The sequence below is a fragment of the Actinomadura sp. WAC 06369 genome, assembly GCF_003947565.1.
Lineage (GTDB): Bacteria > Actinomycetota > Actinomycetes > Streptosporangiales > Streptosporangiaceae > Spirillospora > Spirillospora rifamycini.
Genome location: NZ_QHJN01000004.1, coordinates 1 through 20,915, shown reverse-complemented (window position 1 = coordinate 20,915; position 20,915 = coordinate 1). Strand labels below are relative to the sequence as shown.

The window sequence follows — 20,915 nt, the reverse complement described above, 5'->3', positions numbered from 1 at the left end:
TCCGCCCGCCCCGGCGCGGGCTCACGACTCCGCGAGCTTCGCCAGCACCGCCTCGACGACCTCGACCGCGCCGTCGCCCGCCGCGTCGTAGCTCAGCGGGTCGTCGCCCGCCGACCCGCCGTAGTGGATCGTCACGAGCACGTTGACGAACCGGACGTTCGCGATCGCCTCGCCCGTCCCGTGCTGGTCGTCGACGCTGTAGACGACGTACCCCTCGTCGCCGACGCCGTCGAGCCGCCGCTTGTCGGTGAGCTCCTGCCCCGCGAGCAGCGCCTCGCCCGCCTCGTCGGCCTTCTGCTCCGCCGCGTACGTCCGCTGCGCCGCCGCGGTCGCCGGCTGCCCGCCCGCGGCCTCGACCGCGCGCAGTTCGACGGTGATCTGCCGCTTCTGGTCGCCGGTGTAGACGCCCCACACGCACTGCGTCTGCCGGTCGTTGCCCTGGTAGTTGTCGGCCTCGTTGCGCTCCGCGTCCGGCGCGAGCTTCTCGATGAGGTCCGCGTCGATCATGGCGCACGAGTCCGGGACGCCCGTGAACTCGGTCGTCCCGGCCGACGCGCTCTCGGACGCGCCGCTGCCGACGATCCGCCCGGTGCCGTCCCCGCCGTCCGTCCCGCTCCCGGACATGACGACGAACACGGCGAGCACGCACGCCGCGATGCCCGCGCAGGCCCCGGCGAGGACGATCCCCCAGCGGCGCCCGCGGCGCTCCTCGCGCACGATGCGGTGGCTGCCGGTCCCCGTGCGGGACCCGCCGCGCCCGGACGAGTCCCGCGGGCTCCGCGCGCCGCGCGCGTCCTCGCCGCCGCCGTCCGAGCGGCGGGAGTCGGCGTACCGTCCGGCGTCGGCCTCGTACCCGGCGGACCCGGCGGACCCGCCGGTCTGCGGGCGGCCGCCGGTTCCGCTCGTCCGCTCGTACCCTGCGGAGGGGTACCGGGCGCCCGACGCGTACCGGCCCGAGTCGTCCGCCTGCGGGTAGCCGCCGGACGCGGAGCTCGCGGGCTCCTGGCCGTAGCCGCCCCCGCCCTGCGCGTAGCCGCCCGATCCTTGGCCGCCGGACGTGTACTGGCCGGAGCCGCTCGCCTGGGAGTAGCCGCCCGTTGCGTAACCGCCGGTCGCGTAACCGCCGGTCGCGTAACCGCCGGTGCCGTACCCGCCGGACGGGGACCCGCCGGACGAATAGCGGCCGGACGAGTAGCGGCCGGTCTCGGAGCCGCCGCCGACCGTGGGATACCCGGACGTCGGGGATCCGATCGGGGAGGTGAGGGGGTCCTCGGGGTACCCGCCCGTGCCGGGGCGGACGGCCCGCTCACCGGAACCGCCCGTGCCGTACCCACCGCCGTCCGCGCGGTGCCCGCCGCTGGGGCCACCGCCCGGGCCGCGGTAGCTGTCGCGGTCATCACCGCTGCGATGGCTACCACTCACCGGATCCCACTCCCGCATGAGGAAATCGATTAGTCGCGCAGAGAGGTTGTTCCGGCAAAGAGTACGACATGTCGCCGTAAAGTGAACCAACTGATTCCGGCAAAAAGTGAAGACTTTTCAGGTTCGCCGCTTCAGAGGTCCCGCTCCAGGTCGGACCAGCGATGACCGACCCCGACGATCCTTACTTCGCGCGTCTCATCGGTCCCGCCGCCCCGCGAAATGATCATTTCCAGGCGCTCCTCCGCGAGCCCCTCCGCGAGCCCTTCTCCCCATTCCACGACCGTCACGGATTCGTCGACGGACGCGTCCAGGTCGAGGTCGTCCAGTTCCGCGAAACCCCCCAGCCGGTAGGCGTCCACGTGCACCAGCGGGGGGCCGTCCACCAGCGACGGATGGACGCGCGCGATCACGAACGTCGGCGAGGTGACCGGCCCGCGGACCTTCAGCCCCTCCCCGATGCCCTGCGTCAGCGTCGTCTTGCCCGCGCCGAGGTCGCCCGACAGGACCAGCAGGTCCCCGGGCGCCAGCAGGCCGCCCAGCCGGACGCCCAGCCGGTGCATGTCCGCCGACGTCGGGACCGTCGCCGTCCGCTCGGTCACCGCCCGCTCCCGCGCGTCCCGTCCGCCCGCGTCCCGTCCGCCCGCATCCCGTCCGCTCACGCCGTGCGCTCCTCCACGTCTCCGCTCTCCGGCCGGACCCGCCCGAGCAGCCGCCGCAGCCCCCCGGTGACCACGCCCGGGTACTCCAGCGGCAGCACGTGCCCCGCCTCCTCCACCTCGACCAGCTCCGCGTCCGGCAGCGCCGCCGCGATGCGGCGGCCGTGCGCGGCCGGGGTCAGCTTGTCGCGGCCGCCCACCAGCACCAGCGCCGGGACCTTCGCCAGGACGTCCAGCGCCGCCGACTTGTCGTGGCCGATCAGCGCCGGGTAGAACTCCGCGATCACGTCGATCGGCGTGTCCCGGATCATGTCGTCGAGGAACGCGACGACGCTCGGGCTGACGCGCCGGTCGGCGAACGCCACCTTGCGGGTGACGACGAACGCCAGGTCGGTGCCCAGCCCGCGGGCGCGCTCCACCAGGGCGGCCCGCCGCCCGAGGCCCCGCAGGGCGCCCGGCGCCAGCGGCCGCACCGCCTTCGCCACCACCATCGGCAGGCCCAGCGTCAGCTCCGCCATGTTCCCACACGAGGTGTTCACCAGCGCGACGCCCACGACCTGCCGCGCGAACAGCTCCGGCCGCCGCTCCGCCAGCGCCATGATCGTCATGCCGCCCATCGAGTGCCCGACGAGCACCACCGGCTCGTCCGGCCCGACCGTCGCGGCCAGCACCGCCTCCAGGTCGGCGCCCGTCCGGTCGACGGTCGCGCGGGTCGGCACGCTCCGCCCGGACCGCCCGTGGCTGCGCTGGTCCCAGAACACCATCCGGACCCGGCCGCGCAGGTCGCGGCGCTGGTAGTGCCACGCGTCCTGGTTGAGGGCGAAGCCGTGGCAGAACACGACCGTCAGGTCCGCGTCGTCGGGGCCCTCCACCTCGACGTGCAGCGCGAGCCCGTCGTCGCCCTCCACGACCAGCTCCCGGCCGCGCAGCTCGCCGAACTGCTCGCCCGCGTCCGGATCCGGCCGCAACCGCTTGCGGCCCACGGCGAGGTGCCGCAGCCCCACCGCCGCCGCGCCCGCGCCGGCCGCGGCGCCCGCCACCGCGCCCGCGATGCCGACCCTGCGCCTCGTCCTGCTCTCCATCCCCGCGCCTTCCCTACGCCCCGCCGCCGGAGTACGCCCGCGGCACGCGTGATCCGATTCGGGTGACGATCTCATACGAGATCGTCCCCAGCGCGTCCGCCCACTCCTGCGCCGTGGGCTCGCCCCGGTCGCCGGGGCCGAACAGGACGATCTCGTCCCCCGCCGCCATCGCGTCGTCGCCGAGGTCGATGACGAACTGGTCCATGCAGACCCGCCCGGCGATCCGCCGCCGCCGTCCGCCCGCGAGGACCTCCAGCAGGTTCGACCCGTGCCGCGGGACGCCGTCCCCGTAGCCCACCGGGACGACCGCGACGTTCGTCTCCCGCTCCGTCACGTACGTGTGCCCGTACGACACGCCGCTGCCCGCCGGGACGCGCTTGACCAGCGCGGCGTCCGCGACCAGCGTCATCGCGGGCCGCAGCCCGAACGTCCCCGCCGCCGGCACCGGCGTCAGCCCGTACGTCGCGATGCCCGGACGGACCAGGTCGAAGCGGGCCTCGGGGAGCGTCAGCGTCGCCGCCGAGTTCGCCAGGTGCCGCACCTCCGGCCGCGCGCCCGCCCGCTCCGCGAGCGCCACCATGTCGGTGAACGCCGCGACCTGCCGCGCGATCGACGGGTGGCCCGGCTCGTCCGCGCACGCCAGGTGCGACATGATGCCCGCGACCCGCACCAGCCCGTCGGCCTCCGCCTTCAGCGCGGCCTCCACCAGCGCCGCCCAGTCCTCCCCGGCGGCGCCGCCGCGCGTCATGCCCGTGTCGGCCTTCAGGTGGACGCGCGCCGGACGTCCCGCCCGTCCGGCCGCCGCGGCGATCTCCGCCACCAGCCCGGGCGAGCCCGCGGTGAGATCGATGTCGCGGGCGACCGCGTCGGCGAACGGCTCACCGGGGACCAGCACGCACGCCAGCGTCCGCGCCTGCACCCCCGCCTCGCGCAGCCGCAGCGCCTCGGCGAGCTTCGCGACGCCCAGCCACCCGGCCCCGCCGGCGAGCGCCGCGCGGGCCGCCTCCACGAGCCCGTGCCCGTACGCCTCCGCCTTCACCATCGCCATGACCTCGGCGCCGCCCGCACGCTCGCGCAGCACCCCGATGTTGTGGCCGATGGCGTCCAGGCCGACGCGCGCCTCCGCAGGAACCCTCATGGTTACCCAGTGTGCCGCCAACCCGGCCATGACCGGGCACGATCACGGTGAGTCGCTACACGAGCGTGCGGAACGCCGCCGGGATCGCCTCGACGACGTCCTGCGGGGTGATCGGCGCCTCCCGCCCGTCCGCGCCCGCGGACGCGAGGCGTCCGGCGAGTCCGTGCAGGTAGGCGCCGCCCGCCGCCGCGTCCAGCGCGGACATGCCGCCCGCCAGCAGCGCCCCGACGAGCCCCGACAGGACGTCGCCCGTCCCGGCCGTCGCGAGCCGCGGCGTCCCCGTCGGGTTCACCCGCACCGGGCGGTCCTGCTCGGCGACGAGCGTCGTCGACCCCTTCAGCAGGACGGTCGCGCCCAGCTCGTCCGCCGCGCGCCGCACGTGCTCCAGGCGGCGCGCCTCGACGGCGTCCCGGTCCGCCCCGAGCAGCCGCGCCAGCTCGCCCGCGTGCGGGGTCAGGACGGTCGGGGCCGGACGGCGCAGCAGCGCGCGGCGCCGCGCGACGATCGTCAGGCCGTCCGCGTCGACGAGGACCGGCAGCTCGGTCGCCAGCACGGCCGCGACGAGCGACGCGGCGGCCTCCCCTGTGCCGAGCCCCGGGCCGACCACCCACGCCTGCACCCGTCCGATCTGCTCCAGCGCCTTGTCGCCCGGCGTCCCCGGCTCCAGCACGGTCGTGACCGCCTCCGGCCACCGCCGCCGCACCAGCTCCACCGGATGCGCCACCGACGCGAACCGCACCATCCCGGCGCCGCCGCGCACCGCGCCGCCCGCGCACAGCACCGCCGCGCCGGTGAACGCGTCCCCGCCCGCCAGCACGCCGACGACCCCGCGCCGGTACTTGTCGGACTCGGCGCCGGGCTCGGGCGGCTGCACGTCCGCGGGCCGCGCCGCGACGACGTCCGGGTCCGGCAGGTCGCCGCCGAGGCCGATGTCGACCAGCTCGACGACGCCGCAGTGCGCCGCCCCGGGATCGATCAGCAGCCCCGGCTTGTAGGTGCCGAACGTGACCGTCACGTCCGCGTGCACGGCCGCGCCCTCGACGCACCCGGTGCTCGCGTCCACCCCGCTCGGCACGTCGCACGCCACCACGAACCCCGTCGCCTCCGACGCGAGCGCCGCGAGCCGCGCGTGCGGTTCCCGCAGGCCGCCGGTGCCGCCGATGCCGGTGAGCCCGTCGATGATCAGGTCCGCGCCGCGCACCGCGCGCTCGGCGTCCGCGCCGTCCCGCAGCCGCCCGCCCGCCGCCCGCAGCGCCGCGAGCCCCGCCTCGTGGATCTTCGAACCCGCCTGCACCGCGACGACCCGGGCGCCCCGCCGCGCCAGCCGGGCCCCCGCGTACAGGGCGTCCCCGCCGTTGTCCCCGCCGCCGACCAGCAGCACCACCCGGGCGCCGTACACCGCGGGCAGCAGCCGCGCGCACACCGACGCCAGCCCGGCCGCGGCGCGCTGCATCAGCGTCCCCTCGGGCAGCCGCGCCATCAGCGCGTGCTCGGCCTCCCGCACCTTGCCGACCTCGTGCGCGTACCTCATTCGCGGCTCCTCGAGTCGATCACCATGCCCAGCGTGCCACGCGGACGCGCCCGGCACCCGCCCCCGACCGATTCGACGCTTGCAGTGCAACTTGCGACGTCATGTGCGGGTAAGGATCTCCGGCCGTAGAATCTTCCGCATCGGTCCAGATGTATTCGCGCCGCGGCGCCCCCCGCGGCGGGATGCGCCCCAGAGCAGTCCGTCAGGGCTGGAGAGGCCCGTGCTATGAGCGGTTCCCGAGGTCCCTCCGTCCGGCAGCGGCGCCTGGCCGCCGAGCTCCGCCGGCTCCGCGAGAGCAGGCGGCTGACCGGCGACGAGGTCGCCGACCGGCTCGCCTGGTCCACCGCCAAGGTGAGCCGCATCGAGAACGCCCGCACCGGCGCGAAGATCCCCGACGTCCAGCGCCTGCTCGACCTGTACGACGTCCGCGGCGACCGCCGCGACGACCTCCTCGCCCTCGCCCGCGACGCCGGCGAGCGCGGCTGGTGGGAGGACTACCGCGACCTGCCGCGCCCCCTCGCCGACTTCATCGCCCTCGAATCCGAAGCGGGCACCATCCGGCAATGGGAGAGCAACTGCGTCCCCGGTCTGCTGCAAACCGAGGCGTATGCGCGGCGGATCACCGAAGGATTTAACGAGATAACCACCATGCCGCCGCAGGAAATAACCCGCCGCATCGAGGTGCGAATAAAGCGGCAAGAACTCCTACATTGGACTAAACCGCCTCAGTTGCTGCTCGTCATCGACGAAGCCGTAATGCGGCGCCGGGTCGGCGGCGCCGATGTGATGCGCGAGCAACTCGACCACTTGCTCGATATAGGAAACCTGCCGCACGTCACCCTGCAGGTCCTCCCGCTGGGGGCACCGCGAAGCGTGGTCGTCGAGTCGTTCACCATCTTGCAGTTCCCACCGGCGTACGACGTCACGTTCCCTGATATCGTGCACATCGAAAGCATCACCATCAGCCACTCGGCCGATGAGCGATTCACTCACATGTATCGCCTCGCACACAACAGCCTCGCGACCCAAGCGCTCACTCCCGCCGAAACCCGGCAGCGGATCAGCGAAGCCCGGGACCTGTGGTAACACATCGGCCAGTGGCGCCTACATAGTAGCGAAAGGCGTGAATTGTCCGATTTTGATGTCATCGGGCGCGGCTGGCGGCGAAGCACGCACTGCAACGCGAACGGAACCTGTGTCGAGGTCGCCGTTCTGTCGCCGTCCGAACTCGTCGCGGCACGGGACGCCGCGTACGGCGACCGCAGCCCGGTCCTGACCTTCGACCGCGCCGTCTGGAGCGGTTTCATCAACCGGTTGAAGGAGGGGGCGTTCGACCTGCCCCGATGAGCAGGTGAACGACAGGCACTTCGCAGACCCTTCAGGACGGCGAAGCGAGCCGGGGTCCTCGACCGAAGACCTCGGCTCCGCCCACGGGTCTCACCCTCCGCGCGCACGCCGCGCGAGGACGCGCCAGGCCATCCCCGCGACGGCGCCCGCCCCCAGGGCGACCACCGCCGCCCCCGCCCGCCGGCTCGCGGCCCCGCGGGCGGCCTCCGACCGGGCCGGCGTCGGCCCGACCGGACCGGCGGCCACCGCCGCCTCGTACTCCTCGGCGAAGATCTTCTCGAACCGTCGGGCCCGGCGGTTCGCGACGAACGACAGCCGCGCCTCCCCCCGCCGGCGCCAATAGTCGCGCCCCGCGTTACCGGAGAAGAGATCCCCCCGAGCGGCGTACCGCACCTCCGCCTCGGACATGTCCTTGAACTCCCAGCGCATCCGCCACCAGTTCAGCAGCAGATTGATATACAGATCTCGCCGAAAATCGTCGGGGGCGAGACCGTCCCGGGCACTCCAGCCGACCACCTCTCGATAAACCGGATCGTCCAGCATCACTCGCATCAACTCGAATTGCGCCGTGCGCGCCGCCTGTTCCCGGGCATGGCGTACCTCCCTGGCCTGGAGCGCCACCGAGAACCCGAGCAGGGCCAGGGCGCCCGCCGCCAGCAGCGCCGACACCGCTCCATAGGTCTGGCCGATATTGCTCAGCAACGGCCAATCGACAGCGGACCCCGCGAACAACTCGCGCAGCGCAAAAGGCGAGAGAATGACCAGGACGATCGTGGCCGCGACACCGAACGCCACCGTCATCATCGGCGACCAAAACCGGGCAAGCCCGACAGAACGCAACACGACCCCCGCAAGGATTGATGTCCGATCAACAAAGTGATTGAACGTCAGCCCTCACGTCAGGTCAATGCCGGTTCACGTGGGCCCGCCCGGCGCGGGGCCTACTCGACCGTGACGGACTTCGCGAGGTTGCGGGGCTGGTCGACGTCGTGGCCCTTCGCCGTCGCGAGTTCGCACGCGAACACCTGCAGCGGGACGGTCGCGACGAGCGGCTGCAGCAGGGTCGGGACGGCGGGGAGCCGGATCAGCGTGTCCGCGTACGGCTCGACCGACTCGTCGCCGTCCTCGGCGATCACGATCGTGCGGGCGCCCCGCGCGCGGATCTCCTGGATGTTCGACACGATCTTGTCGTGCAGGACGTCGCGGGCGCGCGGCGGGACGATCACCACGACCGGCAGGCCCTCCTCGATGAGGGCGATCGGGCCGTGCTTGAGCTCCCCGGCGGCGAAGCCCTCCGCGTGCATGTACGCGAGTTCCTTGAGCTTGAGTGCCCCTTCGAGCGCGACGGGGAAGCCCACGTGCCGTCCGAGGAACAGGACGCACCGCTCGCCCGCGAGGGAGCGGGCCAGCTCGCGGACCGGCTCCATCGTCTCGAGGACCTTGTCCACCTTCTCGGGCATCCGCTCCAGGAGCTGGATCATCGCGAACACCTCGTCGCCCCACTTGGTGCCCCGGACCTGCGCGAGGTAGAGGGCGATCAGGTAGACGGCGACGAGCTGGGTGAGGAACGCCTTCGTCGACGCGACGGCGATCTCGGGGCCCGCGTGCGTGTACAGGACGCCGTCGCACTCGCGCGGCAGCGTCGAGCCGTTGACGTTGCAGACCGCGAGCAGCTTCGCCTTCTGCTCGCGGGCGTGCCGGACGGCCATCAGCGTGTCCATCGTCTCGCCCGACTGGGAGATCGCGATGACCAGCGTGGTCGGCGACAGGATCGCGTCCCGGTAGCGGAACTCGTGCGCCAGCTCGACCTCGCACGGCAGGCCGGCCCAGTGCTCGATCGCGTACTTGGCGATCATCCCGGCGTGGTTGGCGGTGCCGCACGCCACGATGACGACCTTGTCGACCTCGCGGAGCTCCCGGTCGCCGAGGCGCATCTCGTCCAGGTGCAGGCGCCCGTCGGTGCCGATGCGGCCGAGGAGCGTGTCGGCGACCGCGCGGGGCTGCTCGGCGATCTCCTTGAGCATGAAGTAGTCGTAGCCGCCCTTCTCGGCGGCCGACACGTCCCAGTCGACGTGGTACTCGTTGACCTCGGCGGGGCGGCCCTCGAAGTCGGTGACCGTCACGCCGCCGGCGCGCAGCTCGACGACCTGGTCCTGGCCGAGCTCGATCGCGTCGCGGGTGTGCGCGATGAACGCGGCGACGTCGCTGGCGAGGAAGTTCTCGCCGTCCCCCACGCCGACGACCAGCGGCGAGTTGCGGCGGGCGCCGACGACCAGGTCGGGGTCGCCGGTGTGCATCGCGACGAGCGTGAACGCGCCCTCCAGGCGGCGGCAGACGCGGCGCATCGCGTCGGCGAGGCCGCCGCCGCCCTTCAGCTCGTCCTCCAGCAGGTGCGCGACGGCCTCGGTGTCGGTGTCGGACTCCAGCCCGTGCCCGGCCTCGGCCAGTTCGGCGCGCAGCGCCGCGAAGTTCTCGATGATCCCGTTGTGGATCACGGCGACCGAGCCGGTGCAGTCGACGTGCGGGTGCGCGTTGCGGTCCGTCGGCGCCCCGTGCGTCGCCCACCGGGTGTGGCCCATCCCGAGCGTGCCGTCCGGCGGCGGCTCCTCCTCCAGCGCCCCGCGCAGGTTCACCAGCTTGCCCGCGCGCTTGGCCGTCGTCAGCTTCCCGTCGGCCAGCACGGCCACACCGGCCGAGTCGTAGCCCCGGTACTCCAGCCGGGCGAGCCCCTCGACGACGACGTCGAGCGCCGACCGCGCGCCTACGTACCCCACGATTCCGCACATGGCCGCAACTCTATTCGCTGCGCGACGTCCGCCCTACCTGCGTCCGCCGTAGGAGGGTGACGCTAGCGTGGACGCCCGATGAAATCCCGGAACGGACCTGAACAGGCCGTTACGTTACTGGCATGAACGGATGGGACGGCGTGCCGAGCCCCTATGTGGAACTCTCCCGCGACGCGTGGCGCCGGCTGCGCGAGAGCACGCCGCTGCCGCTGACGGCCGGCGAGCTGGACGCCCTGCGCGGCGTGCGGGACCCGATCGACATCACCGAGGTCGAGGAGGTCTACCTGCCGCTGTCCCGGCTGCTGAACCTGTTCTTCCTCGCCGACACCGGACTGCGCGGCACCGTCAGCGAGTTCCTCGGGGACGAGGTGAAGCCCACACCGTTCATCATCGGTGTGGCGGGCAGCGTCGCGGTCGGGAAGTCGACGACGTCGCGGCTGCTGCGCACGCTACTGGCCCGCTGGCCCGAGCACCCGAGCGTGGAGCTGGTCACGACCGACAGTTTCCTCCATCCGAACGCGATTTTGACCGAGCGCGGCATGATGGAGCGGAAGGGGTTCCCGGAGTCGTACGACCGGCGGGCGCTCGTCCGGTTCGTCTCGTCGATCAAGGCGGGCGCGGAGGAGGCGTCGATCCCGGTGTACTCGCACCTGGAGTACGACATCGTCCCGGACGCCCGGCAGACCGTGCGGCGCCCCGACATCCTGATCGTCGAGGGCCTGAACGTCCTCCAGCCGCCGCCGCCCGGCGCCCTCGGCGTGTCCGACTTCTTCGACTTCTCCATCTACGTGGACGCCCGGGTCGAGGACATCCGGCAGTGGTACATCGACCGGTTCTTCGCCCTGCGCCGCACCGCCTTCACCGACCCGCGCTCCTACTTCCACAAGTACGCGAGCGAACTGGACGAGGACGAGACGGCCGCGTTCGCGCAGCGCGTGTGGCGCGACGTCAACGAGATGAACCTCGTGTCGAACATCCTCCCGACCCGCGCCCGCGCCACGCTCGTCCTCCACAAGGACAAGCACCACGCGGTCCAACGAGTCCGCCTCCGCCGAATCTGACCCACCCCTCCCGCACGGCCTCCGGGCGCCGAGCGCCCTACGGCCGCGCGGGGGAAGTCCCGCCCCCACGCAGGGACACCCGCCCGGCCGCCACGCGCGCTGCGGGCGGCCGACGCGCGCGGAACGACCCACGGCCTGCTCGGGGGCGCCCGCGCGGGTGGGCGCCGGGGTCAGAGGGGGTGCCAGGGGCCGGTTATGGCGAAGGTGGTGCCGGGGGTGTAGACGTTGACGAACATGGTGCGGGCGTCGGGGGCGAAGGTGATGCCGGCGAACTCGCCCCATTCGGGGGTGCCGGTGCCGCCGATGTTCTGGCGGTTGCGGGCCATCGGGTAGACGGTGCGGCGGCGGGTCACGCCGAAGACGTGCTGGGCGCCGTCGCCGTCCTCGCAGATCATCAGGCCGCCCTGCGGGGCCGTGCAGATGTTGTCGGGCGCGTCGCCGGGGGTTCCGGTGTCCGCGCCGGGGCCGAAGACGATCACGAGCGTGAGGCGGCCGGCGTGCGGCTCGTACGACCAGACCTGCCCGTAGTGGTCGGCGTGGGAGCCTTCCTCGCTGCGGGCGTAGCTGGACACGAAGTGGACGCGGTCGCCGCTCCAGTAGCAGCCTTCGAGCTTCTGCGCGTGGGTGACGCCGGTGCCGAAGTCCTGGAGGCGGACGGGCGTCTCGCGGGCGAGCGGGTCGGGGACCTCCACCCACTCGACGTGCTCGAACACCGTGCCGGGTTCCTGGACGACGGAGAGGTCCGGGACGTCGGGGACGCGCAGGGCTTCGAGGCGCCCGCCGGCGCGGAGGCTGCCGAAGCCGCCGCGCGGGTTCTTCGGGAGGAACCGGTAGAACAGGCCGAACGGTTCGTCGAACGCGTCCTCGGTCTCGTAGACGGTGCCGTCGCGCGGGTCGATCGCGACGGCCTCGTGCTGGAACCGTCCGAGGCCGGTGAGCGGCTCGGGGACGGTGCGGCCGTGCTGGTAGGGGTCGACCTCGAAGACGAAGCCGTGGTCCTTGGTGTAGCCGTTGTCGCCCGCCTTGTCCTCGGTCTCCTCGCAGGTCAGCCAGCTCCGCCAGGGGGTGGGGCCGCCGGCGCAGTTCACGGCCGTCCCGGCGATCGCGACGCGCTCCTCGCGGACCCGGTGGGCCGCGTCGACCTCGACGACGGTGCAGCCGCCCGGGCCCTCGGGGTCGTAGGTGAGGCCGTGGACGACGGGGACGCGCCGTTCGGCGTCCTGCCGGTTCTCGTGGTTGCGGACGAGCCGGACGTTCCGGCCGCGCGCGGGGAACGCGGCCATGCCGTCGAAGTGGCCCGGGACCGGGCCCTCCCCCGACCGCAGCGGGTCGCCCTCGCGGGACACGACGGTGTACCGGAAGCCGCGCGGCAGGTCGAGCAGGCCGTCCGGGTCGGGGACGAGCGGCCCGTACCCGGTCTCGCGGGCGGGGCCGACGACGGCGTCGGCGCCGTCCCCGAACGTGGTGCCGCCGAACAGGTGGTCGACGGCGCCGATGACCGCGATGCCCGCTCCGAACGTGCCCGTCCCCGCGAGGACCTGCCGACGCGTCACTGCCATGCCCGAATCCCCATTTCCACGGAACGATCCGCTGTCACCCGGTCGTCGTAATCTGCATGATCTCCCACGGTGTGCGACCGCCTGCTCACTTTGTCGCCGCCGGACCCGACCATGAAACGGAAACGATGCCGGAAACACCCCGCGTCCCCGAGGCCGCCGCGAGCGATGTCCCGGCCCTGCTGGCCGAGCCTCCGTGGACCCGCCGCCGGACGCCGCCGCCCGCCGAACCGGTCGTCGTGAAGGGCCTGAAGCGCCCGAAGGCGCCCGCCGCCGAGTCGTGGCCGCCCGGGCTGCGGGAGGAGTTCGCGAGCGCGCCGAGCCCGTACGGGGCGTCGGAGACGTCCGTCCCGGACGACGTCGACTGGGAGGCGGTCGCCGACTACTACCGCGGCGGCGAGGCCCTGGAGGGCCTGCGCGGCGGGGACCGCAGCATCCGGTGGCGCTGGCTGGTCCTGGACGGGCCGGACGACCTGGCCGTCGAGCTGCTCGCGGACGAGCGGTACTTCGACGACCATTCCGGCTGGGTGTACGTCGACGACCTCAAACGGGTCGCCGCCCGGCACGGGCTCGCCGCGCACCGGCTGCTCCTGCACGCCGCGAAGGAGCACATCACCTGCGCGGCGGCGCTCGTCCCGTTCGTCGACGACGCGACCGCCCAGCTCATGCTGAAGGGCTGGAAGCGGAACGAGGCGGCGGGGCGCGCCTGGGCGGCGTGGCACGGTCCGGCCGCGGTGCCGTTCCTCGTCCCGGAGGCGCTGCGCAAGCCCGGCCCGAAGCGGACGCACGCCGAGGAGGCCATCGCGGTCATCGTCCGCGAGCACGGCGGTGACTGCGTCCTCGCGGCGGCGCGGGAGTACGGCGACGAGGCCGTCGCGGGGATGGAGGCGCTCGGCCTCGACCCCCTCGACCGGTTCCCCGACCCGCTGCCGGAGCCCGACGAGGAGTTCGTCCGCGAGAAGCTGCCGCCGGTGCTGCTGCGCGGCCGGGAGGCGGCCCTGCCGGTGCCGGCGGTCCGGAACCTCGTGACGATGCTGCGGATCTCCTCGGTCAAGGACCCGTACGCGGGCTGCGAGCAGGTCTTCGAGCACCTCGATCCCGCGTCGCTCGCGGAACTCGCCTGGGCGATGTACCTCGCGGAGGGGTACGTCCCGAACGCCTGGGCGTCGCCGGGCACCGAGTACGCGGTGCAGCGGCTCGGGGACGCCGGAACGGCCGCGCGGCTCGCGGCGGCGATGGTCCGGTGGAGCAAGAACCGGGTCTATTCGGGCGGGCTGCGGGCGCTGGACGTGCTGACGGCGATCGACTCCCCCGACACGCTGCGGCACCTCGACCGGCTCGCGCGCAAGGCGGCCGACGTCAAGCGGATGCAGGTGCACGCGCACTGGCGGCTGCAGGCCGTCGCTCAGGGGCGGGGCATCACGACCGAGCAGCTCGCGGACCGGCTCGTCCCGGACTTCGGCCTCGACGCCGACGGCGGGATGACGCTCGACTACGGGCCGCGCCGCTTCCGCGTCGGCTTCGACGAGGAGCTCGAACCGTACGTGCTCGACGAGGGCGGCGGACGGCGGGCGGCGCTCCCGAAGCCGGGCGCGAAGGACGACGGCGCCCTCGCCCCGGCCGCGTACCGGCGGTTCGGCGACCTCAGGAAGGAGGTCCGGGACGTCGCCGCCGACCAGATCACCCGGCTGGAGCGGGCGATGGTCACCGGACGGTCGTGGGCGGCGGACGAGTTCCGCGAGGTGCTCGCGGAGCATCCGCTGATGCGGCACCTCGCCCGCCGGCTCGTCTGGTCCGCCGGGCCCGACCCGTTCCGCATCGCGGAGGACGGCACGTTCGCCGACGTCCGCGACGACGCGTTCGCCCTCCCCGCGGACGCCTCGGTCACGCTCCCGCACCCGCTGCTGGTCAAGGACCGCGCGGGCTGGGCCGAGGTGTTCGCCGACTACGAGATCCTCCAGCCGTTCCCCCAGCTCGGACGGGTCGTGCACGAGCCCGCGCCGGACGAGCGGGCGGCGTCGCGGCTGGCCCGGTTCGAGGGCGCGCGCGTCCCGAACGGGCCGATCTTCGGGCTCGTCCGCGCGGGCTGGGTCTTCGGGGCGAAGGAGACCGGCGGGTACCAGCGGGACGTCTCGCTCGAACTGGTGAAGGACCGGTTCGTCACCGTCCACATCGAGCCGGGCATCCGCGTCCTCACCCCCGAGGACGCGCCCGTCCAGGAGATCGCCCAGGTGCGGCTCGGCGCCTCCCGGTACGGGAGCCCCCGCACGCTGGACGAGTTCGGGCCCGTCCTGGCGTCGGAGGTGCTCGCCGCGCTGACGAAGCTGACCGGAGCGGACCGGGACGCGTGATGGACGCTCCCCCCGTGCCGGACGCCGCCCTGCACGGCCTGCTGCCGGCGCCGCCCGCCGCCACCGACTGGGCGGAGGTCGCGGAACGCCTCCGCGGCGACCCGGCCGGGTCGCGCCGCGAGTACTACTGGCTGGTCATGCGCGGCCCGGACGATCTCGCGCGGGAGCTGCTCCGGGACGAGCGGTACTTCGACGCCTGGTCCGGCGCGGAGTCCGAGGCGGCCCTCCTGCGGATCGCGGCCCGCCGCGGCCTCGCGGCGCTCGCGCTGCTGCTCCACGCGGCCGAGCGGCACGGCCTCGTGACGGCTCTCGCGCCCTTCCGGGACGCCGCCGTCGCCCGCGTCATGGTCGGCGCGCTGGACGGCGACTCCGCCCGCGCGGACCAGGCCCGCGTCTGGTTCATGTGCCACGGCCGGGACGCCGCGGTGTTCGTCGTCCCGGACGCGCTGCGCGACCCCGGCCCCGAGCGCGACCGGGCCGGACGGGCGCTGGCGCTGATCGCGCGGGTGCACGGCGTCCGGTGCGTCGTCGCGGCGGCGCGGGAGTACGGCGCGGAGGCCGCCGCGGCGGTGGAGGCGCTCGGCCTCGACCCCTTGCTGCAGTGCCCCGACCCGCCGCCCGAACCGGACGAGGCGTTCGTCCGCGAGCGGCTCCCGCGGGTGCTGCTGCGCGGGCGGGCCGCGGCGCTGCCCGTCCCGGCGGTCCGGGCCCTGGTCACGATGCTGCGGATGTCGACGGTCGAGGAGCCGTACGGGGGCTGCGAGCAGGTCCTCCCCCGCCTCGACCGCGCGTCCCTCGCCGACCTCGCCTGGGCCCTGTACGAGCACCGGGACCGCGCGGACGGCCGCTGGGCCGCGCCGGACGTCCGGTACGCGCTGCAGCGGCTCGGCGACGGCCGGACGGCCGCGCGGCTCGCCCGCGAGATGGGCGGCTGGGACGGCGCGGCGGTCCCGCCGGGGGCCGGGCACGAGGCCGTCGAGGTGCTGGCCGTGATGGCGCCGGACGACGCCCCCGCCCACCTGGACCGGCTCGCCCGCACCGCGGCCGCCGCGGAGCTGCGCGCCGCCGCGCGGGACCGGCTCGGCACGGCCGCGCGGGTCCGCGGGCTGACGCCCGAGCAGCTCGCGGACCGGCTGGTCCCGCGGCTCGGCCCGGACGCCCCCGCGGACGACGTCCGCGCCGTCCTCGCCGAGCAGGCGGGACGCCTCGAAGAGGCGATGCTGTCCGGGCGTTCGTGGGCGGTGGACGAGTTCCGCGAGGTGCTCGTCGCGCATCCGCTGCTCGGACGCCTCGCCCGGCGGCTCGTCTGGTCCGCGAGCCCGCCCGGCCCGGACGGTTCGGCGGCGTTCCGCGTCCTGGACGACGGCGCGTTCGCCGATGTCCGGGGCGTCCCGTTCGTCCCGCCGGAGGGCGCCCGGATCACGCTGCCGCACCCGGTCCGCCTGGACGGCGCCGAGGCGTGGGCCGACGTCTTCGCCGGGCACGCCGTGTCGCAGCCGTTCGCGCAGCTCGCCCGTCCCGCCCATGTCCTGACCGACGGCGAGCGGGCGTCGGTGTCGCTGGGCCGGCTCCGCGGCACCAGGGTCCCGACCGGCCGGATCGTCGCGCTGACCGCGCGCGGCTGGAGCCTCCCGGCCCCGCCGCTGCGCATGGTCCGGCAGCGGCAGCTGCACCGCACGACACCCGACGGGCACGCACTGATGGTCACGTTCGAACCCGGGATCCACGTCAGGCATCCCCACCGGTACGCGGAGCAGGAGCTCCACGCCGTCCTCCTGGTGGGCGCGCGGCAGGCGCGGTGGGGCGACGTGGACCCCGTCGCCGTGTCCGAGCTCCTCACCGCCCTCACGACCGACCCGACGCCACCGGCCGTCCAGAACCCGAAAGCAGAGACATGACGGAAACGCCCCGCCTCCCGGAGGCCCCCGCGAGCGCCCTTCCGCCCTTGCTCGCCGACCCGCCGTGGGCGCGCGCGTCCCGGACCGCGGAACCGGTCGTCCTCAAGCTGAAGGCCCCCAAGGAGCCCACGGCCGTGCGCTGGGCCCCGGGCGTGCGCGAGGAGTGGCTGACCGACCCCGAACGACTGAAGCGGCTGCCGCGGCTGCCCGACGACACCGACTGGGAGTGGATCGCCGGGATCTTCGAGAGCGGCGGGGCGCTGGAGGAGGACCTCCCTCGGCGGCGGCTGTCGTTCGTCGCGCTCATCATGCAGGCGCCCCTGGAGATCGGGGAGAGGCTCCTCGCGGACGAGCGCTACTGGGACACCTGGACCGAGCATCCCTCGCACCTCCTGTACGAGGGCGCCGCCGCCCGGCACGGCCTCGCGGCCCTGGGCTTCATCATGCACCGGGCGAAGAAGCACCGGCAGTTCTTCGGGCTCCTGCCGTTCCTCGACCCCGCCGTCGCCCAGCTCATGGTCAAGTCGTTCGGCGAGTGGCCGAACGACCGCCAGGCGACGGCCTGGTACGAGATGCACGGGGCCGACGCCGCGCGGCTGACCGTCCCGGCCGCGCTCCGCAAGCCGGGCCCGACCCGGCGCCGCGCCGAGGAGGCGCTCCGCTTCGTCGCGCAGCGGCACGGGCACGAGGCGATCGTGGAGGCGGCGCGGTCCTACGGGGAGGAGGCCGCCGCGGCGATCTCGACTCTGACCACCGACCCGCTCGACCGGTACCCCGACCCGCTGCCGGACGTCCCGGCGGAGCTCGACCCCGAGCAGCTGCCGCAGGTGCTGCTGCGCGGCCGCGAGCAGGCGCTGCCCACGTCCGCGACCCGGCACTTCATCACCCTGCTGGCCATCGCGCAGGCCCAGCCGTCCTACCCGGGGATCGAGCCGGTCGTGGAGGCGCTCGATCCCGAGTCGCTCGCCGACTTCGCCTACGCGCTGTACGTCGCCGACCGGTACCCGGACCGGTGGGCGTCCCCGGCCGCAGAGACCGCGCTGCTGCAGTTCGGGGACGACCGGGCCGCCGACCTCATGGCCCCGATCGCCAAGCGCTGGGACGGGTGGGACACGTGGAACCGGGGCGGCACGGAGGTGCTGAGCCTGTTCACCCGCCTCGGGACGCCCACCGCGCTGCGGCACCTGAAGATGCTCTCCGAGAAGGCGGCCGACCAGAAGCGGCTCCGGCGGTTCGCGAAGTCGGCCCTGGAGCGGGTCGCGAAGGAGCGCGGCTACACCACCGAGCAGCTCGCCGACCGGCTCGTCCCGCCCCTGGGACTGGACGCCGACGGCACGATGACGCTCGACTACGGGCGCCGCTCGTTCGTCGTCGGGTTCGACGAGCACCTCAAACCGTTCGTGACGGACGAAGCGGGCAAGGGCCGCAAGACCCTGCCGAAGCCGGGCGTGAAGGACGACCCGCAGCTGGCCCCCGCTGCTTACAAGCGCTTCGCCGAACTGAAGAAGGGGGCCCGGGCGGTCGCGTCCGAGCAGATCAAGCGCCTCGAACGGGCGATGGTCACCGGACGGTCGTGGACCCCCGACGAATTCCGCACGATCTTCGCCGAGCACCCCTTGCTCCGCCACGTCGTGCGCCGCCTCGTGTGGGCCGCCGACGCGACCGCCTTCCGCGTCGCCGAGGACGGCACGTGCGCCGACGTCCACGACAACGCGTTCGTCCTACCGGAGGACGCCCGGGTGACGATCCCGCACCCGCTCCGCTTCGACCTCGCACCGTGGGACGGGGTGTTCGCCGACTACGAGCTCCTGCAGCCGTTCGAGCAGCTCGCCCGTCCCGTCCACACCCTGACCGAGGACGAGCGGGGCGCGACGCAGCTCGAGCGATTCGAGGGCGCGACCGCCCACTTCGGCCAGGTCATGGGCATGACGTCGCGCGGCTGGGAGCTCGGCAAGACGGAGGACGGCGGGTTCCGGCGCCAGATCATCTGCACGACCGGCGACGGCCGGCGGGTGATGGCGTTCTTCAGCCCCGGCATCTGCGTCCTCAGCCCCGCCGATTACCCCGAGCAGACGTTCCGCGAGGTCATCGCGCTGTCCGGAACCCACTCCCGCGAAGTCGTCACGTTCGGCGACCTCGATCCCGTCGCCGCGTCCGAGGTGCTCGCCGACCTCGCCCGCCTCACCGGCACCCGCCTGTGAACGCTCCCGACCACGAAACAGGAAACATGACAGACACGCCCAGCTTCCCCGAAGCCCCCGACAGCGCCCTTCCGCCCCTGCTGGTCCGGCCGCCCTGGGCCGCCGGCGACGGCGCCCGTCCGCAGGCCCCCGCGGAACCGGTCGTCCTCAAGGTCAAGGCGTCCAAGGAGCCCACGACGGTGCGCTGGGCCCCGGGCATGCGCGAGGAATGGCTGAACCCCGAGGACGAACTGTTCGGTGGCAAGGCGCTGCCGGACGACACCGACTGGGCAGCGCTCGCCGAGACGTTCGCGAGCGGCGCCGCGCTGGAGGAGGACCCCGCCGAGACGTACCGGGCGTTCATCGCCCTCGCCATGCAGGCGCCGACGGAGTACGGGAAGCGGCTCTTCGCCGACGAGCGCTACTGGGACGTCGTGACACGCTTCGACAAGGCGTACCACGGCGACTTCAAGAAGTACGTCGCCTGGCGGGGCCACGCCTACTCGTCCCACTTGTTGTACCGGGGAGTCGCGGCCCGCCACGAGCTCGACGCCTACCCGTTCCTTCTGCACGGGGCGAAGAACAGGAGTCTCTTCCACGGGATCGAGCCCTTCCTCGACGCCAAGGTCGCCCAGGTCATGGTCAAGCACTTCGGGGAGTGGAGGAACGGCGACCGTGTCCGCACCTGGTGCGAGCTGCACGGGGTCGACGCCGCGCGCGTGACCGTCCCGGCCGCGCTCCGCAAGCCGGGCCCCACCCGCCGGCGCGCGGAGGAGCTGCTGCGCTTCGTCGCGCAGGAGCACGGGCACGAGGCGATCGTGGAGGCGGCGCGGTCCTACGGGGACGAGGCCGCGGCCGCCATCTCGGCCCTGACCACCGACCCGCTCGACCTCTACCCCGACCCGCTGCCGGACGTCCCTGCGGAACTCGACCCCGGGCAGCTGCCGCAGGTGCTGCTGCGCGGCCGCGAGCACGCGCTGCCCGCGTCCGCGACCCGGCACTTCATCACGCTGCTGGCCATCGCCGCCGTGGACAACACCTATCCGGGGATCGAGCCGGTCGTCGAGGCGCTCGATCCCGGGTCGCTCGCCGACTTCGCCTACGCGCTGTACGTCGCCGACCGGTACACGAAGTCGTGGGCGTCCCCCGCGGCCGGGTACGCGATCGTCCGGTTCGGGGACGACCGGGCGGCCGACCTGATGGGCCCGATCGCCAAGCGCTGGGACAACTGGGACACCTGGAACCGGGGCGGCACGGAGGTGCTGAGCCTGTTCACCCGCCTCGGCACACCCACCGCCCTGCGGCACCTGGACATCCTCGCCGAGAAGGCCGCCGACCAGAAGCGGCTCCGGCGGTTCGCGAAGTCGGCCCTGGAGCGGGTCGCGAAGGAGCGCGGCTACACCACCGAGCAGCTCGCCGACCGGCTCGTCCCGCCCCTGGGACTGGACGCCGACGGCACGATGACGCTCGACTACGGGCGCCGCTCGTTCGTCGTCGGGTTCGACGAGCACCTCAAACCGTTCGTGACGGACGAAGCGGGCAAGGGCCGCAAGACCCTGCCGAAGCCGGGCGTCAAGGACGACCCGGAGCTGGCACCCGCCGCTTACAAGCGCTTCGCCGAACTGAAGAAGGGGGCCCGGGCGGTCGCGTCCGAGCAGATCAAGCGCCTCGAACAGGCGATGATCGGCGGACGGTCGTGGACCCCCGACGAATTCCGCACGATCTTCGCCGAGCACCCCTTGCTCCGCCACGTCGTGCGCCGCCTCGTGTGGGCCGCCGACGCGACCGCCTTCCGCGTCGCCGAGGACGGCACGTGCGCCGACGTCCACGACAACGCGTTCGTCCTACCGGAGGACGCCCGGGTGACGATCCCGCACCCGCTCCGCTTCGACCTCGCACCGTGGGGC

At 73.8% G+C, this 20,915-nt stretch carries 15 protein-coding genes; 7 read left to right on the top strand and 8 right to left on the bottom strand.

The features are described 5' to 3' along the window. Positions 1-21: 21 nt before the first annotated feature. The 5 genes from DMH08_RS01960 to DMH08_RS01940 all read right to left on the bottom strand — a co-directional run bounded on the left by DMH08_RS01960 (position 22) and on the right by DMH08_RS01940 (position 5,829). A complete protein-coding gene (locus DMH08_RS01960) occupies positions 22-1,422 on the bottom strand; it encodes a hypothetical protein (RefSeq protein ID WP_125611264.1) in 1,401 nt (466 codons plus the stop codon). A gap of 131 nt (positions 1,423-1,553) precedes the next feature. Continuing rightward, positions 1,554-1,982, bottom strand: a complete 429-nt coding sequence (tsaE, locus tag DMH08_RS01955; protein WP_051301117.1) for a tRNA (adenosine(37)-N6)-threonylcarbamoyltransferase complex ATPase subunit type 1 TsaE — start codon at positions 1,980-1,982, stop codon at positions 1,554-1,556. Positions 1,983-2,077: 95 nt separating this feature from the next. Continuing rightward, complete coding sequence (locus tag DMH08_RS01950) at positions 2,078-3,160, bottom strand: alpha/beta fold hydrolase (RefSeq protein WP_125611262.1); 1,083 nt, start codon at positions 3,158-3,160, stop codon at positions 2,078-2,080. A 13-nt stretch (positions 3,161-3,173) separates the two neighbouring features. Next, positions 3,174-4,298 carry an alanine racemase gene (alr, locus tag DMH08_RS01945; RefSeq protein ID WP_026404108.1) on the bottom strand — a complete coding sequence of 375 codons (1,125 nt, stop codon included), beginning with the start codon at positions 4,296-4,298 and terminating at the stop codon, positions 3,174-3,176. Positions 4,299-4,353: 55 nt separating this feature from the next. Then, positions 4,354-5,829 carry an NAD(P)H-hydrate dehydratase gene (locus DMH08_RS01940; protein WP_125611260.1) on the bottom strand — a complete coding sequence of 492 codons (1,476 nt, stop codon included), beginning with the start codon at positions 5,827-5,829 and terminating at the stop codon, positions 4,354-4,356. 225 nt (positions 5,830-6,054) lie between these two features. Here DMH08_RS01940 and DMH08_RS01935 point away from each other — a divergent pair, with 225 nt between their 5' ends. Both DMH08_RS01935 and DMH08_RS01930 read left to right on the top strand, forming a co-directional pair. After that, positions 6,055-6,915 carry a helix-turn-helix domain-containing protein gene (locus DMH08_RS01935; RefSeq protein WP_034519614.1) on the top strand — a complete coding sequence of 287 codons (861 nt, stop codon included), beginning with the start codon at positions 6,055-6,057 and terminating at the stop codon, positions 6,913-6,915. Between the two features lie 42 nt (positions 6,916-6,957). Further along, the gene (locus DMH08_RS01930; RefSeq protein ID WP_026404106.1) at positions 6,958-7,176 is read left to right on the top strand and encodes a DUF397 domain-containing protein; all 219 of its coding nucleotides are present in this window, start codon (positions 6,958-6,960) and stop codon (positions 7,174-7,176) included. A 90-nt stretch (positions 7,177-7,266) separates the two neighbouring features. Here DMH08_RS01930 and DMH08_RS39930 read toward each other — a convergent pair whose 3' ends face one another. Beyond that, on the bottom strand, positions 7,267-7,977 hold the full coding sequence (locus tag DMH08_RS39930; RefSeq protein WP_158642237.1) for a DUF6082 family protein: 711 nt from the start codon (positions 7,975-7,977) through the stop codon (positions 7,267-7,269). A 140-nt stretch (positions 7,978-8,117) separates the two neighbouring features. Continuing rightward, on the bottom strand, positions 8,118-9,962 hold the full coding sequence (gene glmS / locus DMH08_RS01920) for a glutamine--fructose-6-phosphate transaminase (isomerizing) (protein ID WP_125611256.1): 1,845 nt from the start codon (positions 9,960-9,962) through the stop codon (positions 8,118-8,120). A 122-nt stretch (positions 9,963-10,084) separates the two neighbouring features. On the opposite strand from glmS, the gene coaA reads away from it, so the two are divergent. Next, a complete protein-coding gene (coaA, locus tag DMH08_RS01915; RefSeq protein WP_199747570.1) occupies positions 10,085-11,023 on the top strand; it encodes a type I pantothenate kinase in 939 nt (312 codons plus the stop codon). Between the two features lie 170 nt (positions 11,024-11,193). Here the strand turns inward: coaA and DMH08_RS01910 are convergent, their stop codons facing one another. Further along, positions 11,194-12,582, bottom strand: a complete 1,389-nt coding sequence (locus tag DMH08_RS01910; RefSeq protein WP_125611254.1) for an alkaline phosphatase PhoX — start codon at positions 12,580-12,582, stop codon at positions 11,194-11,196. Between the two features lie 125 nt (positions 12,583-12,707). On the opposite strand from DMH08_RS01910, the gene DMH08_RS01905 reads away from it, so the two are divergent. The 4 genes from DMH08_RS01905 to DMH08_RS01890 all read left to right on the top strand — a co-directional run. Continuing rightward, positions 12,708-14,930 carry a DUF4132 domain-containing protein gene (locus DMH08_RS01905; protein ID WP_158642236.1) on the top strand — a complete coding sequence of 741 codons (2,223 nt, stop codon included), beginning with the start codon at positions 12,708-12,710 and terminating at the stop codon, positions 14,928-14,930. Beyond that, the gene (locus DMH08_RS01900; protein ID WP_125611250.1) at positions 14,930-16,828 is read left to right on the top strand and encodes a DUF4132 domain-containing protein; all 1,899 of its coding nucleotides are present in this window, start codon (positions 14,930-14,932) and stop codon (positions 16,826-16,828) included. The genes DMH08_RS01905 and DMH08_RS01900 overlap by 1 nt, the downstream gene beginning before the upstream one ends. Next, on the top strand, positions 16,825-19,029 hold the full coding sequence (locus DMH08_RS01895) for a DUF4132 domain-containing protein (protein ID WP_125611248.1): 2,205 nt from the start codon (positions 16,825-16,827) through the stop codon (positions 19,027-19,029). Before DMH08_RS01900 ends, DMH08_RS01895 begins: the two co-directional genes overlap by 4 nt. A 26-nt stretch (positions 19,030-19,055) precedes the next feature. Further along, positions 19,056-20,915, top strand: a 1,860-nt coding sequence (locus DMH08_RS01890; protein ID WP_148108576.1) for a DUF4132 domain-containing protein, incomplete at its 3' end; no start/stop codon positions are given.

Coding starts and splice junctions, on each gene's coding strand:
- DMH08_RS01895 (WP_125611248.1), top strand. CDS start 16,825: ATGACGGAAACGCCCCGCCTCCCGGAGGCCCCCGCGAGCGCCCTTCCG.
- DMH08_RS01900 (WP_125611250.1), top strand. CDS start 14,930: ATGGACGCTCCCCCCGTGCCGGACGCCGCCCTGCACGGCCTGCTGCCG.
- glmS (WP_125611256.1), bottom strand. CDS start 9,962: ATGTGCGGAATCGTGGGGTACGTAGGCGCGCGGTCGGCGCTCGACGTC.
- DMH08_RS39930 (WP_158642237.1), bottom strand. CDS start 7,977: ATGACGGTGGCGTTCGGTGTCGCGGCCACGATCGTCCTGGTCATTCTC.
- DMH08_RS01935 (WP_034519614.1), top strand. CDS start 6,055: ATGAGCGGTTCCCGAGGTCCCTCCGTCCGGCAGCGGCGCCTGGCCGCC.
- alr (WP_026404108.1), bottom strand. CDS start 4,298: ATGAGGGTTCCTGCGGAGGCGCGCGTCGGCCTGGACGCCATCGGCCAC.
- DMH08_RS01910 (WP_125611254.1), bottom strand. CDS start 12,582: ATGGCAGTGACGCGTCGGCAGGTCCTCGCGGGGACGGGCACGTTCGGA.
- DMH08_RS01950 (WP_125611262.1), bottom strand. CDS start 3,160: ATGGAGAGCAGGACGAGGCGCAGGGTCGGCATCGCGGGCGCGGTGGCG.
- DMH08_RS01940 (WP_125611260.1), bottom strand. CDS start 5,829: ATGAGGTACGCGCACGAGGTCGGCAAGGTGCGGGAGGCCGAGCACGCG.
- coaA (WP_199747570.1), top strand. CDS start 10,085: ATGAACGGATGGGACGGCGTGCCGAGCCCCTATGTGGAACTCTCCCGC.
- DMH08_RS01905 (WP_158642236.1), top strand. CDS start 12,708: ATGCCGGAAACACCCCGCGTCCCCGAGGCCGCCGCGAGCGATGTCCCG.
- tsaE (WP_051301117.1), bottom strand. CDS start 1,982: ATGCACCGGCTGGGCGTCCGGCTGGGCGGCCTGCTGGCGCCCGGGGAC.